The 14,839-nt window shown below is 38.4% G+C and carries 14 protein-coding genes and 1 tRNA gene; all 15 read right to left on the reverse strand.

Annotated elements, in window-relative coordinates; all coding sequences use genetic code 11:
• Window position 1: 1 nt before the first annotated feature.
• The 15 genes from lspA to PYS62_RS05680 all read right to left on the reverse strand — a co-directional run bounded on the left by lspA (window position 2) and on the right by PYS62_RS05680 (window position 14,770).
• The gene (gene lspA, locus PYS62_RS05610) at window positions 2-511 is read right to left on the reverse strand and encodes a signal peptidase II (protein ID WP_066712750.1); all 510 of its coding nucleotides are present in this window, start codon (window positions 509-511) and stop codon (window positions 2-4) included.
• Window positions 496-2,580: an ABC transporter substrate-binding protein gene (locus PYS62_RS05615; protein WP_066712752.1), complete on the reverse strand. Its 2,085-nt coding sequence runs from the start codon at window positions 2,578-2,580 to the stop codon at window positions 496-498. Before PYS62_RS05615 ends, lspA begins: the two co-directional genes overlap by 16 nt.
• A gap of 123 nt (window positions 2,581-2,703) precedes the next feature.
• A tRNA-Lys gene (locus tag PYS62_RS05620) sits at window positions 2,704-2,776 on the reverse strand.
• Window positions 2,777-2,869: 93 nt separating this feature from the next.
• Complete coding sequence (hemW, locus tag PYS62_RS05625; RefSeq protein ID WP_315574170.1) at window positions 2,870-4,237, reverse strand: radical SAM family heme chaperone HemW; 1,368 nt, start codon at window positions 4,235-4,237, stop codon at window positions 2,870-2,872.
• A gap of 97 nt (window positions 4,238-4,334) precedes the next feature.
• Entirely contained in the window at window positions 4,335-5,273 is a 939-nt protein-coding gene (locus PYS62_RS05630) for an SPFH domain-containing protein (RefSeq protein ID WP_066712758.1), read from the reverse strand.
• 15 nt (window positions 5,274-5,288) lie between these two features.
• Entirely contained in the window at window positions 5,289-5,765 is a 477-nt protein-coding gene (locus PYS62_RS05635; RefSeq protein ID WP_066712761.1) for an NfeD family protein, read from the reverse strand.
• Window positions 5,766-5,831: 66 nt separating this feature from the next.
• On the reverse strand, window positions 5,832-7,049 hold the full coding sequence (locus PYS62_RS05640) for a 4-(cytidine 5'-diphospho)-2-C-methyl-D-erythritol kinase (protein ID WP_066712764.1): 1,218 nt from the start codon (window positions 7,047-7,049) through the stop codon (window positions 5,832-5,834).
• 8 nt (window positions 7,050-7,057) lie between these two features.
• Complete coding sequence (locus PYS62_RS05645; protein ID WP_066712767.1) at window positions 7,058-7,993, reverse strand: YitT family protein; 936 nt, start codon at window positions 7,991-7,993, stop codon at window positions 7,058-7,060.
• Window positions 7,994-8,112: 119 nt separating this feature from the next.
• On the reverse strand, window positions 8,113-8,367 hold the full coding sequence (locus tag PYS62_RS05650) for a YdbC family protein (RefSeq protein WP_066712770.1): 255 nt from the start codon (window positions 8,365-8,367) through the stop codon (window positions 8,113-8,115).
• A gap of 173 nt (window positions 8,368-8,540) precedes the next feature.
• Complete coding sequence (locus PYS62_RS05655; protein WP_066712773.1) at window positions 8,541-9,263, reverse strand: hypothetical protein; 723 nt, start codon at window positions 9,261-9,263, stop codon at window positions 8,541-8,543.
• 183 nt (window positions 9,264-9,446) lie between these two features.
• The gene (gene clpX / locus PYS62_RS05660; RefSeq protein WP_066712776.1) at window positions 9,447-10,886 is read right to left on the reverse strand and encodes an ATP-dependent Clp protease ATP-binding subunit ClpX; all 1,440 of its coding nucleotides are present in this window, start codon (window positions 10,884-10,886) and stop codon (window positions 9,447-9,449) included.
• Between the two features lies 1 nt (window position 10,887).
• Window positions 10,888-11,490: an ATP-dependent Clp endopeptidase proteolytic subunit ClpP gene (clpP, locus tag PYS62_RS05665; protein WP_066712779.1), complete on the reverse strand. Its 603-nt coding sequence runs from the start codon at window positions 11,488-11,490 to the stop codon at window positions 10,888-10,890.
• Window positions 11,491-11,672: 182 nt separating this feature from the next.
• On the reverse strand, window positions 11,673-13,031 hold the full coding sequence (tig, locus tag PYS62_RS05670; protein ID WP_082714264.1) for a trigger factor: 1,359 nt from the start codon (window positions 13,029-13,031) through the stop codon (window positions 11,673-11,675).
• 240 nt (window positions 13,032-13,271) lie between these two features.
• Window positions 13,272-14,039, reverse strand: coding sequence for a nucleoside phosphorylase (locus tag PYS62_RS05675; protein WP_066712784.1), 768 nt, complete (start codon window positions 14,037-14,039; stop codon window positions 13,272-13,274).
• A 155-nt stretch (window positions 14,040-14,194) separates the two neighbouring features.
• Window positions 14,195-14,770 (reverse strand): xanthine phosphoribosyltransferase, encoded by a 576-nt coding sequence (locus tag PYS62_RS05680; RefSeq protein ID WP_066712787.1) that lies wholly within the window; start codon window positions 14,768-14,770, stop codon window positions 14,195-14,197.
• Window positions 14,771-14,839: the final 69 nt, after the last annotated feature.

Genomic DNA, 14,839 nt, shown 5'->3' on the forward strand with positions numbered 1-14,839 from the left:
TTCATAAGTTATTTTTTTTAGAAAGAGCCTGTTCTTCTCCATTAAAGAGGGGTAAATTCAATTGGCCAAGCAAACTCAGCACTAAGCACAGACCAATTGCAATGCATAAATAGCTGTCAGCCAAGTTAAAGGTTGGGAAATGCCACGTTCCTACATAAAAGTCGATAAAATCTATCACTTTGCCTAGAATAATTCGATCAAGCAAATTACCTATACTACCAGCAATCAACAAGCTCATAACTAAGCGCATTATCACCGTGAGTTGCTTACGATAGCTGTAAAAATAAATTAGCAAAGCTAAAGAGGCAAGTAATGAACAAGTTGTCAGAGCATATATGCCCCAAGTTTTTTCAGCTAAAAAGCTCCATGCAGCACCGGTATTATAAGTCAAGCTAAAATTAAAGCAAGGTAACAAAGTCTTTTCGCCATATTCACCTAAGGCTGCCAAAATGCCACGTTTGCTTAGCTGATCCAAAACTACTAATAAAATAATGATTAAGGTGTCGCCCATATCCACAAATCCTCCACGCCTGACAAAGGATCCAAGGCAAACGGCCTAAGCTCTCCCCGCAAGCTATCTTGTAAGTACAAAGCCCGATTATATTTCAGTAAAGGCATACTGTTACTGTATTGATATAATTTGCTGAATTTCTGCTGATAATTCACATCTTCCAAAGGATTGTTAGCATCAGCTGTAAACTTGTAATTGTTCATATAATCAATCAAAGGCTGCGCATCGTTAGGATAAACATAAAATTCTGGCATAAACTCCTCGCCACGACTTTTACGCCAAAAATTACCGTTACTGAGTTCTTTTAACTCATAGCCTAAATCAGGTATCCGATGCGAAAGTAACGGGTATAAGGCAATATCCCAGGTATTAGTACTGACTGTTCGCTTAAAATCGGCCAAATTAACCCGTTTGATTGCTGCTTTCAAACCCATTTTAGCAAACTGATGTGTTAGCCTAGCTACTATTTCTTCCCCAAAGCTCAAGTCGTTCGGCACTAATAAGCGCCATGTCTTTTTCGTAAAATCGCTAGCTAATTTTTCACGTTCCCGAATCAACTGATTGAGTGGATAGGCTGGAATTAATTTGTAAGGCTTAAATAAATCCTCTACAAAGGCATACGCAGCCGGTGACAGAGCTGGATCTTTCGGTCTAAACAAAGCTTCGTCATTATAAATTGCACTTAACTTCGTTTTAAGTAACTGAATATCGGCATAGTAATCTGTCAAAGCGTTATTCGTAGCACCATTAGTATTAGTGTTATTAGTGTTATTAGCGCTGTTCATAGACTGCAATTCACTTGGCCAGTTAAATGTTAAGTTCAAAGTTGCCAAAGAGTTAAAAACGTAATGCTCATATTGCGCTAACTTGTCAGTATATGCTGGCCAGGTATAGCAAAGATCAATCTCTTTATTAATAAAAGCTTGGACAGCTTCTGCTTCCGAAGCATAATTTTTGACAGCAAAGCGCTGCAATAAAGAATTGAAATAAGCTGGCCGTTCCCCTAAGCTCCGTTGCATATAAAAAGCATCGAAATTACTCAACTGCTTACGTTGCTCTTCTGAATCAGCTGCAAGTAGCTTGTCCAAATTCACCTGCTTGTAAGCACCAGAACTCGTAAAGCTTAACAATCCCTTGTTATACAATTCACTACCTTTAACAATTGGGAAAGTCAAAGCATAGGCCAAGTTCAAATCTGGCTTTTTCAAATAAATTCTCAGATCATATGCGCCAACTTGTTCAATTTTTTCAATCGCATCTAAGCTTCTGAAATAGGCAGAACTCACAACCAACTTACTAGCAGCATTTGAATTACTGTTATCTTTAAGCAAGTTAAAGGCCTGAATAACATCCACAGCATCGATTGGCGTCTGATCGGCATACAAAGCCTTCTCATCCAAACTGATTTCAATTAATTTTTGGTCATATGAATAGTGATAGTCTTTGACTAGGTCCTTGGTCAGGCGGCGATATTTGTCAAAGCGAAATAAACTTCTAAATAGCATGTGATTAATAACTTGATCACATTCATTCCGTTCAATATATGGATGATAATTTGCCGCATCAACAATCGGTAAACGTAACACTTGTTGCTTAACAGTTGGGATATTTTGCACCTCAGCTACTTGCTTTAACTTCGCATCACGATCAAAATTATATGCATCTTCCCGTCCCAAAGCCTGCCGAATTGTAGATTGTGGTCTTAGGGGTTTATCAGCTTCGCTAGGAGAAGTATTCTCACTAGATACAGTTTCTGCGCTAGATGTAGCTTTTTCGCTAGGATTAACAGACTCACCAGATCCGTTTTTTTCACTAAATATAGCCGTCTCACTAGAATTAGTATTATTTGCTGCTTCAGGCGCTGTTACTTCTTCATCAGTTGCCTCAGTTTCAGCTGTCTGCAAAGCCTGTTCAGGATTTAACGGCAACATCTTGCTAAAATTATCTGATTTTTGCCCGAGATCGCGCTTAAATTTCAAATCAAGTGGCTTTTTATAAAAATGGCAAGCGCTCAAAATCATAAACAAGCTCAAATATCCAGCTATAAGTCGTTTCTTACCCAATTTCACTTAGCACAACTATCCTTTCCTGTAGTTTCTCAATTTTAGCATAGTATGGAACAAGTTAATAATATTAGTCGCAATGAAAAGGCAAAATAAAAAAGAGTACGATCACTCGTACTCTCTACTGTATGCACCCTTGGGGACTCGAACCCCAGGCCCACTGATTAAGAGTCAGTTGCTCTACCAACTGAGCTAAGGGTGCTCCTGAAATCAGCTTCTAAATAATACAACTCATATTTTAACTTGTCAACAATCAAGTGTAGAGTTTACAATTACGTAATTTTATAGTTAGTCACTAGTCACTCAGGCAGCCTATAAGCTGGCGGCTTATGACATCCAAATAGTCTTGACCTTCTCTCGTCACATACAATACCGTATTTTTACTTATCTCGTCAACTTGCGCCTGATTGCTTGAATTAAGATCAAGCTTGGAGCTAGAAAGTCTCGGTTCTTTTTTGGATAATAAGCCTTGTTTTATTCCCCAGAGCAAAATTGCTTTGATATTAGCAGGTATATCCTTGGCAAAATAAGCAACAAAATCCTGGCAGGCAACACCTTTTAGATAACGCAAAGCAAACGCAAAGTAATCTTCCATGGCACTAGCTTCATCATTGACATCCGTAAAAGCAGCCGCCTTATATAAATCACTGCTTAAATAATTTATCTCCTCGTTGCTACTAAAAGCTAAGTTCGTCTGCCATAAATCAATATAGCGTTTAATTTGCTTCGTATTAGTCCGTCTAACTCCCGCTAAATACGAACTTGCATTCAGGCCAAAGCCAAAATAAGGCCTAGCGAGCCAAACGGCTGTATTATGTCGACTTTCAGTAGCTTTTGTCTTAGCAAAATTCGAAATTTCATAGTGACGAAAGCCCTGCTTTTCCAAATAGTCAGTGGCAAAGTGCATCATTTCCCGTTCCAAATCTTCATTTGGCAAAACAAGGCCTTGCACCATATTGGGGCAATTAGCATGTTCATACTGCCAATAGAGCTTTGAGCCAGCTTCCAAAATCAGCGAATAAATTGATAAATGCTTGGGCGCTAAAGCCAAGGCTAAGTCAAGGTCTTGCTTAACATCTTTCAATGTCTGACCAGGTAAAGCAATGATCAAATCAAGTGAATAGTTATAAATTCCTGCTTGCTTAACAGCTGAAACGGCCTGTTTTACTTCAGCATAACTATGCTCACGTTGCAAAAATCTTAACAAATTGGCATCGCTTGTCTGCATACCTATCGAAATACGATTTAGGCCAAGACTGTGCAAATAAGCTAAATCTAGATGACTGTAATGATTCGGATTAAGCTCCAACGTAATTTCACAATCTGCCGCTGTATTAAATACTTTCTTACAGGTGTTAATTAGCTGCGCAATTTCCTCTGTCTGCAAAGTACTAGGTGTGCCGCCACCAAAATAAATACTTTTAAGTGCATTAATTTGCTTCGCCTGCTGCCAAAAGCTGCCGATACTTATAATTTCATTTTGTAAAGCTGTTAAATAGGGCTGAATTAGTTTAGCCTGCCTCGACTTTCGTTCTTTAAAAATATCAGGACACTGCAAAACACAAAAATCGCAATAGCTACAGACTTGATGACAAAAAGGAATATGAATATAAACATCTTCTACTTTTTGCCGCTGAAACTGTTCTAAATTTTCGTTCGCCAACCTATTCGTCACTTCTCATTTAACCTTTTCTAGCTTCAAAATAACGAAAAGGAAGCTTGCAAGCTCCCCTTTCAAAAATAGTTAAGTTCATTAAGCATCACTTAGCTGAATCACTCGTCTGCTCAAAACTCTCTTTAAGCGTTGCCGCTAACCCAACCAAGCCCTGCAAATTAGATGGTATGATCAACTTCGTAGCCTTGCCATCAGCCACTTTAGCTAAAGCATCATAGGCTTTCAAAGTTAATACACTTGTATCAGCCTGAGCTGATTTCAAAGCCTTTAAGCCAGCTGCCTGCGCTTCAGCCACTTTTAATATAGCTTCTGCCTCACCTTCAGCTTTGCGAATCCTAGCTTCTTTATCTGCCTCAGCTTGTAAAATTTGCGATTGCTTATGACCTTCAGCTTGCAAAATCAAAGACTCTCTCTGACCTTCTGCTAACAAGATAGCCTCACGTTTTTCACGCTCTGCTTTCATCTGTTTCTCCATCGCCGTCTGAATTTCACGTGGAGGTAGAATATTCTTCAACTCAACTCGATTGACTTTGATACCCCAAGGATCTGTCGCTTCATCCAAAACTGTTCTCAAACGGGTGTTGATAACATCACGACTGGTCAATGTCTGATCCAATTCCAAGTCACCGATAATATTACGCAAAGTCGTAGCTGATAAATTCTCAATCGCTGTGATTGGACCATCAATACCATATGCATACAAAACTGGATCTGTTATCTGGTAAAAGACAACTGTATCGATCTGCATTGTAACATTATCTTTCGTAATAACAGCCTGCGGTTCAAAATCGGCCACCTGCTCTTTCAACGATACACGTTTCGCCACGCGTTCAATAAAAGGCACCTTCAAATGTAACCCAGTTGTCCAGGTTTTGCTATAAGCTCCCAAACGTTCAATGACATAAGCATTTGCCTGTGGCACAATCCTAATATTAGTGGTTAAAAACCAAGATACAAAAAATAGAACAACAATAACAGGAAATATTGACAAGTTATTCACGAGCAAAGCAACTGTTAGTGTCATATAAACTACCTCCTTTTATTCTGTAGCTGTGACATAAGCATGCACACCTACAATTTTAATCACCTTAACTTTGCTACCAACTATATAACTAGTAGCTTCAGTCTCGTCAGGGCTAATATAAGCTGACCAAATTTGCTGATTCACCCTAATTTGGCCAGCTGCTTGACTCATATCATTAGTAACTTCCTTGATCACTACACCTACCTGGCCAATCAAAGCATCACAATTAGTTGGTACAACTTGCCGGCACAAATGCCGTCTTAAAGGTTGAAATTTAAACGTAAATGCTAAAGTCAATAAGGAGCTACTGAAAAATAACAATACTTGTGTTGTCAAACTCGCGCCTAAAATTTCAGCAATCCAAGCTAATAAGGCACCTAAAGCAAACCAAACGCTAACCAAAGCAACGGTCATTGCCTCTACGAAAAGGGATAGCAGCATAATTACTAACCAAAAATTTTGTCCTATAAATACACCAAGCTTAATTAACATATAGTTCCTCCCCCCTCTTGAATATCTATATTATTATAGCAAAATCTTCGGTTACATTGTGAAATTTCAGTTAGAAAGTTGAGCAGATAATAGCCAAGCAAATTCAGAATTTTCCCCACATTCTCTTGACTTATCTACTAATTTCAATAATTTAGTACAGGCCATATCACATGCCACTTTATCTTTGAATAACAAGTAAAAGGCTGATCCGCTGCCACTCATAGACATAAAGTCAGCAGTCACAAGCTGCCTTAACTGATTATTAAATTCAAGTAGCTCTGATCCCTGTAAACAGGCTAATTCGTAAAAACTGTTTTTAGCATATTTGGCCAAACTAGTTAGATTACATTCTTTCCAACACCGCCTTGCTAATTCAGGCTCTGATTGCAAATTAGCTAACTTGTAATTTGAATACTTTAACTCTAATTGATCACAAGCCAAAAAAGCCGCCTTACTAGACACTGCCACATTAGGCTTAACTAGCAAGATATGAAAAGGTTTTACATTTGACAAAATTTGAATATCTTCGCCAATACCTTTAACTAAAGCCGATTGACACTCTGTCTGTAAAGCAAACGGTATATCTGCGCCTAAGTTATAAGCTATATCGCTTAATTCAAAGCACGCAATAAACGTTTTTAAGTCAAAAGGCAGATTGCTTTGACTTTTAGCCATATCATTTAGCACCCTATAAGCTACTTGCCAAACAGCTGCTGCATCGAAGCTACCAGCCCCTAAGCCAGACTGCACCGGCACACGTTTTTGCAAGCTAAATGACCATTTACCCAAACATAGAGCAGCTAAATATTGTTCAAGCAAGCTAACTGGCAAGGCCCTAAACAAAGCACACAATCTTTCTACGCTTGCCATTTGCGCCTTTCTTAAATTTGCCACAAGAGATTGATAATCATTGGCATAACAAATTTTAGCGAGACTTAATACTAATAAAGTCCTTAAATAGCGCCACGCTCTTACAAGCAAATTATCAGCTAGCTCTGCTTTTAATCGCCTAAATGTACTTTCTGACAACACAAGCTGTTTAGAAAGATCATATGAATTTTCTAGCTCTAAGCTAAAATTTGCATAATCAGGCTTAAGTGCTACATCTAGCATTTCGGGGCTTAAGATTTGATCAGCATAAACCAAATCCAAGTCTAGCCTGTCACCACCTGGAACTCTGACAAATAAAGAATCCAAGCTATGATAGCCATTTGCCAATTTACCCGTAATATCCAAATAGATATTCAGCTTAAAATCACAATCTATCTGCCAATGTCGTTTCAATTTAGCTCCTAAAAATATGTTTTGGCAAAGCCCTCGCCATATACCTCACGGCTATCTAAAACAAAGACAAATGCCTTATGATCTATTTCCGATACAAACGTCTTTAAGCGTGGAACTTGCTTAGTATCCATAACTACAAATAGAACTTCGCCTTCCTGCTTACTGTAATGGCCAATTGACTTTAAGCCAGTTACACCACGATGCATCTTATGCAAAATAGCTTCTGCAATCTTATCATTATGCTTAGAGATAATGAACATTACACGTTTATAGCTGTAACCACTCAAAACTAAGTCTAAAAACTTAACATCTGTCATCAAAGCAACTATCGAATAAAGAATGATCTTTGTGGCCAAATTGGCTTTGCCATTAAAATACGCACCAGCTAAAATAATACTTAAATCGAAAGCCCATACAATGAAAGCAAACTTTAAATTCTTGAAAACTAGTTTAACTAGGAAAGCTACATTATCCGTTCCGCCCGTAGCATAGCCCGAACGCACAATCAAGCCACAGCCCATACCAAACAAAGCACCGCCAAACAAAGCAACTAAAATATAATCAGCTTCAGCCACACCAGTTGGAAATAAAATTGGCACGACATAAGCACTGAGATTATGAGCAAAGTCCAACGCATAACCTAACGTGATCATTCCAATAATAGTTCTAACTAACAATCTACGACTGATGAAATAGAAAACAGCTAACAAAACAGGCACATTCAGAATGATTGTTATCATACCGACTGTAATTTTCAAGTTGAAGATATGCTGCAAAATTAAAGCTAAGCCAGAGAATCCACCAACTTGCAAATTAGCTTCTTGATAAAAGGTAAAAATTGAAATACCAACTAAAAAACAGCCTATAAACATCGTAAAAAATTCTTTAAGCGCATTTAGCGGATCACCAAAAATATCTTTCAGCCAACTCTTAATTTGCAGCATACATTGTCAACCTCTCATAGTTAGTAGCCTCATACAGCTATCAGCCTAACGAGTTAATTATAACAAGTAACATGCCATGAAAGTCAATTCATTATTCAGCATAAGCTTGGCCTAAATCGTCAAGCACTTAAAGCTTTGACTAAAGCCGTGACTTCATTCTCATTCAAGCCTATACCGCGGCCCATCTTCTTATGCTCAGGATTCCAATCACGAATATCATAGCGCTCAGGTCCATCATTCCACGCTACGATATTAAGCTCGCGTTTCCAGCCAGAATTAGCCTCACTAAGCACAGCAATATGCCGCTTAATAACAAATTTAACTGTTTCGTTTGGCTCACGCCGTCTATTTGTACTTGTCGTCTGAGTATCCATATAAATACTCTCCTTTCTTATCAGCCATCTTATCGGCTGCTTAAGTTCAGTCTAAAAGAAAGTACACGCAAATAAACGACTATTTTGATTCAAAAATTCAAAAATTCAAAACTCAAAATCATAGCGACGTTAAGCTAAGTTTCAATTCTAAATTGCTTTAAATAAGCCTGAATCTAGGCGACTTTGGAACTTTTTCGGCTAATTTTGACTAAAAGGGCGAGCAAAACAACTAATAAGCCTACGCCACTTACACTGTAAGCTAACTTTTCACCAGTTGGCGCTACTTGGCCACGTTTGAGGCTAGCTCTAGGCACAAGCTCAATGACAGTTACAGAGTCAAAATCAGATTGTAAAATCAAGTCATTCTTTTGGCCTTTGGCTAAATAATATTTATTAGCAAGCTCATCACCCAGTTTTTCACGCACAAATTCTAAGGTATTAACAAGGCCTGATTTGCATAATTCAATCTTAGTACCTGGGACTAATGTCTGAGTACTCCTATCATAAAAAGCAACAAAGGTATAAGCTCTGGCCTCATCAGCTATTTTTTGTAACTCAACTGCCTTTTTATGAATAGGTTTGCGTGCTGTCTCTAATTTAGCAATTTCAGCTTTAACAAGCGGAATTTGTTGTTCTTCATAAGAGCGATCAAAGCCACTTTTTTCGCTATAATCACGTTCTAGCTTCTCTAATTTGTTTTTCATAGAAAGCACTTTACTCTCAGCTACTGCATCGTCATAGCCAGCTTTTTTAGCAATCTCAAATGTCTCTTTCGCTTTTACAACAATTGGATCATTTTCATCTAAGTGGGGAACAGGTAAGTCTATTGCTTTAACCTGCCAAGTAAACATATTTACACCTAAAAGCACCAATAGGCTAATGATTAATTTACGCATCTTCACACCTCACTTCCATAAAGGACTAACTCAATTTTAACATTTAAGTTCAGCTAAAAGTTACATAAAATGCTATTAATTCAACAATTATTAGAAAACAATAGAAAATTCATTTATAAAAAAGCCTCCAGCTGCAAAAACTAGAGGCTATAAACAAACGTAAACACGCATGCATACAGTTATTTACTTATTTTCTGATTCATCTTCTGTACTACTCACTTCAGCATCTAATGTGTAAGGTTTATCCTTAGCATCAAAGAGTTCTATTTCTCCCTCGCCTAACACAGCATCCTTCGTAACTAGGCAGCGCTTAACTTGTGGTGTGCTAGGAAGCTCATACATCAAATCAAGCATCAATTTTTCCATCATTGCGCGTAAACCGCGTGCGCCAGTTTTGCGTTTCAAAGCTAGTCTAGCAATTTCGGCCAAAGCATCATCGGTGAATTCTAGTTTAACATCATCTAACGCTAACAACTTCTGATACTGTTTGACCAAAGCGTTGCGTGGTTTCTTCAAAATGCTGACCAAGGCTTGCTCATCCAAATCATTCAACGTAACCAAGATAGGCACACGCCCAATTAGCTCCGGAATCAAGCCGAAGCGTTGTAAATCGCGCGGTTGAATAGCAGCTAAGTCAAGTTCATCGACCTTTGCTTGATCAACCTTAGCTCGTTGCTCTGCCCCGAAGCCAAAATACTTCTTACCAAGTCTGTTTTTGATAACTTTGTCAATACCTGCAAAAGCACCACCACAAATGAACAAAATGTCACGTGTATCAACATGAATATACTCTTGATCAGGATGCTTACGTCCACCTTTAGGTGGTACATTGGCTACCGTACCCTCAAGAATTTTCAACAAAGCCTGTTGTACACCTTCACCACTTACATCACGTGTAATTGACGGATTGTCGCTCTTTCTCGCAATTTTATCAATTTCATCAATGTAAACAATGCCTCTTTCAGCTCTAGCTAAATCATAATCAGCAGCTTGTAACAACTTAACCAAAACATTTTCGACATCTTCACCGACATAACCAGCCTCTGTTAAAGTTGTAGCATCAGCAATGGCAAACGGTACATCCAAAATTTTAGCTAAAGTCTGGGCTAAATAAGTCTTACCTGAACCTGTTGGACCAACCAACATGATATTACTCTTTTGAATTTCAACTTTTTCAGCTTCACTTTCAGATTCAAGCGCTGCTATTTTCGAAAAAGCTTCGTTATTGCGCTGAGAACGCCCTTTTACCTCTTTTTCACTCAGTTCTTCTTCACGACTTTGAATACGTTTATAGTGATTGTAAACAGCCACAGCCAATGTCTTCTTAGCTGCATCTTGCCCAATTACATACAAATCTAAAGCTGCTTTAATCTCACGCGGGTTAGGTAACTTACTTAGCTCAATTTTGGGAACATTACGTGTCACTGCCGTTCCACGCAAACGTGATACATAATCATCCATATTACCATTTTGTTCCCATAGCATCTCCATACTACGATAAATACAATTATCGCAGATAATACTATCACCGCTATAAATAGCAAACGTTTCTGGATCTAACTCTATCCCGCAAAACGAACATCTATCTAAAGGTTTCTTCTTTTCATTCTTTGTTCTTGCCATATTATCTAGTTAAAATTTGGTCAACCAAACCATACTTAACAGCCTCTTCCGCTGTCAGCCAACGATCACGGTCTGTATCTTTGGCAATCTGAGCTAAGCTCTTACCTGTACGCTCAGCTAAAATCTTATTTATACGTTGCTTAATTTTCAAAATGTGCTCAGTTGCTATCTCAATATCGCTAGCTTGACCTTGTGTTCCACCAAGTGGTTGGTGAATCATAACCTCAGCATTTGGCAACACAAAGCGCTTGCCTTTTTCACCAGCAGCCAACAAAAATGCGCCCATGCTTGCTGCCATACCCATACAAATAGTAGAAACAGCTGGCTTAATATATTGCATTGTGTCGTAAATCATCATGCCTGAATGGATTTCTCCGCCAGGGCTATTAATGTAAAATTGAATATCCTTATTTGGATCTTCAGCTTCCAAGAAAAGCAATTGTGCCGTCACTAAGCTAGCTGTCGTTGAGTTGACTTCTTCACTTAAAATGACGATACGTTCTTTAAGCAGACGTGAAAAAATATCATAAGCTCGCTCACCGCGGTTGGTTTGCTCTATAACAGTTGGCACCAAACTTGCACGTAATAAATCCGAATTGTTCATCTTACCCTACCTCTTTCTTTCCAGCTTAAATTTTCTCGGTATAAAAATACTGACTATAAGAAAAGTCTTCAAAGCAACTTTGCCTTAGCAGATAGTTTAACATTGAAGACTCATTATCATATTATTAAATCGTAAATTGCTCAATAACAAGCTGTACGAAATTAACTAGATTAACGCACCTTTTATAGCTTAATCTCCTCAGTTGGAGCAATACTAATTGCACGTTCACACAACAAATCAGTTGCCTTACGCAACAAAGCACCACCAAACAAGTGTTCGAGGTTGTTACCAACTTGTTTCTTAATCATATCGACAGTCATGCTGTAACGCTTAGCTAATTTCTCTAACTCAGCATCCTTCTCTTCATCTGTTAAGCTAATATTTTCGGCTTTAATAATAGCCTTCAAGACTAACTCTGTCTTAACATGGATCTTAGCACTCTCTTCTAGGGACTTGCGATATGTCTGAATGTCTTGACCACTATATTGCAAAATCTGCTCAAATGAAACGCCTTGCATCTGGAACTGACGGGATTGACTCTCAATCAAATCATCAATCTCATTCTCAACCATAATAGCTGGAATATCAACTTCGCTTGCATCAACAGCAGCTTTCAAAACGTTGTTCTCAAACTCACGGTCGCTACGTTCTTTGTTGGACTTCGCAATTCCCTCTCTTAAATCAGCCTTGTAAGCCTCTAAAGTATCGAACTCAGACACATCCTTAGCAAATTCATCATCTAAGACAGGTAATTCTTTAACCTTGATTGCATGAATAACTACCTTGAAGACAGCTGCCTTGCCTGCCAAATGCTCAGCATGATATTCAGCTGGGAATGTAACATTGACATCGAAGCTATCATCAACATTATGGCCCATAATTTGCTCTTCGAAGCCTGGAATAAAGGTCTTGGAACCAATTGTCAAATCATAGTTCTCAGCCTTACCACCTTCGAACTCAACGCCATCAACACTACCGTTGTAGTCAATTGTAACAATATCACCATCTTGAATAGCTCTACCTTCAACAGGTACTGTACGAGCCGAACGAGCCTGCACACGTTTCAATTCAGCTTCAACTTGTTCTTCCTTAACATCAGCTTCAGGACGAACAGCTTCAACACCGAAATACTTGCCTAATTTAACTTCTGGCACTAATGTCAATTTCAATTCAAAAACCGTATCAGCCTTTGAACCAATTGCTTTAACATCAAGTTCAGGACGTGTAACAAGTTCCAACTTGTTCTCTTCAATTGCAGTTGGCAAATTCTCATTGACTAAAATATCAATTGCTTCTTCGTACAAAGCTTGCTCACCATAAGCTTGCAAAGCTAGAGCAAAAGGTGCCTTACCCTTGCGGAAGCCGTTAATTCTGAAATGATTCTTGCTACGATTGTAAGCCTTAGGTAATACAGCCTTAAATTCTTCTGGGCTGAATGTCAGCTCTAGCGTGCCTAAATTCTTCTCTTGTTTAGTAAACTTAGCTTGCATTATGTTCTTTCCTCCGCAGGCTGTAATCCGGGTCGCGCCCTTTTCAGCCATAAATATGCTTTTTAATAGTAACACAAGCAACGGGGGCTGTAAACAACGAACGTCGCACCGAAAGTTCTGCCTATTCTTAGAAAGCTTTGCCTATATTGCTATTACATAGCACGATATTAATTCAAAGCTATTAAGCCGAACAATTTAAGCTTTTCAGCCTTCGTTACAAAAAATAAGCTCAGTTGCTTAATTTCAGATAATTAAGTTTTATTCAATGATATATGTAATTAGCATGTCTTTTTAGAGTTTAATTACAGCATCAAGACAAAGTTGCATAGCGTACGCATACGCATCGCCGCCCCAGTTTCTCGCATCATACTTGTCAACATTTGCTAAACTATCAGCCGTGTAAAGTATCATCCCCCATGTAGCGCCTCTGAATTCAGCACACGCAGCAAGGGCTGAACATTCCATCTCTACAACTTCGCAGCCTTCTTTTTTCCGACATGCTACTTTTTCTTTAGTCTCGCGAAAAAAACCATCAGTTGACCAACTTGTAACTTCTTGATAACTTAGTCCATGCTCATGCATAGTTGATTCAATCGCTTCTCTCGCTTGTTGACTAATGTCTATAAACCGTGATGGCGGAGCATAATGATAAGATGTTCCTTCGTCACGTAAAGCTTTATTTGGGATAAGAAATATACTTTCAGGAAAGTCTGTTAGCGTCCCACAACTACCTGCTGAAATGATTTCTCTAACGCCATAGCCAATCAACCAATCAAGAATTTGAACTGCAGGCGCTGCTCCGACTGGGGCTTGGCAAATGACAATTTCTTCGTCCTTATATTCTGTTAGATAAATTGGAAAACTCTTTGTTGCATTTATAAAGGTAGCTATCTGCTTTAAATCATATTGAGCAGCATACTCATCTATATAAGTGCCTAGGAAAGCAAATACACATTTCTTAGGAAATTTTAGGCCGAGATTATCATGAGTTGGATTAAGTACAGCTATTTGGGCAGCATCGAATTCTAAAAGTGGTATTTCATGTTCAATTATAGTCATCGTATCCTCTAGCATTATTCATAAAAACAAATTCAAGTAGCTAAATGCTACCTAGCAAAACAGCCTATTTCGTATGGAAAAGGCCGTTTAGAGATAATCCAATTTTGTATGGAAATTCTGTTTTTTAGTATTCTATAACTAAAATTAATTAACTTCTATTCAGTAAAAACAATTTTACCATTTTCTACTTTTTCAATCTTAGCTAATGACTCTAAATGATAACCCTGCGCACGCAGTTTGTCGCCACCACCTTGGAATACTTTCTCAATTACGCTACACAAGCCAATTACCTCTGCCCCAGCTTGCTTACATAAACTAATCAAGCCATACATAGCTTCACCATGGGCTAAGAAATCATCAATAATTAAAATGCGATCAGACGGCTGCAAATAACGTTTTGACACACGGACATTAGACACAATGCCCTTTGTGAAGGACTTAACTGGCGCACTATAACTATCATCGATCATCGTTGACGGCTTATTTTTCTTAGCATAGACAAGCGGCAAGCCACCGTATTCCAAAGCAACCACTGTCGCAATAGCAATACCGGATGTTTCGATTGTCAAAATCTTGTTAATCCTTTCATCCTGAAAACGGCGATGAATTTCTTTGCCTAAAGCTTGAAAAAGATTAACATCAAGTTGCTGATTCAAGAAAGAATCAACTTTTACCGTATCTGTTCCGATTACTAAGCCATCTTGGACAATTCGTTCTTCTAATATTTGCATGCCTACGTCCTTATCTCTTTTAAATTGCCGTTTATCAGCTACATCTATTTGTGAATAGATAAAAAAGCC

It is taken from the genome of Amygdalobacter nucleatus, from assembly GCF_029167365.1.
GTDB lineage: Bacteria > Bacillota > Clostridia > Saccharofermentanales > Fastidiosipilaceae > Amygdalobacter > Amygdalobacter nucleatus.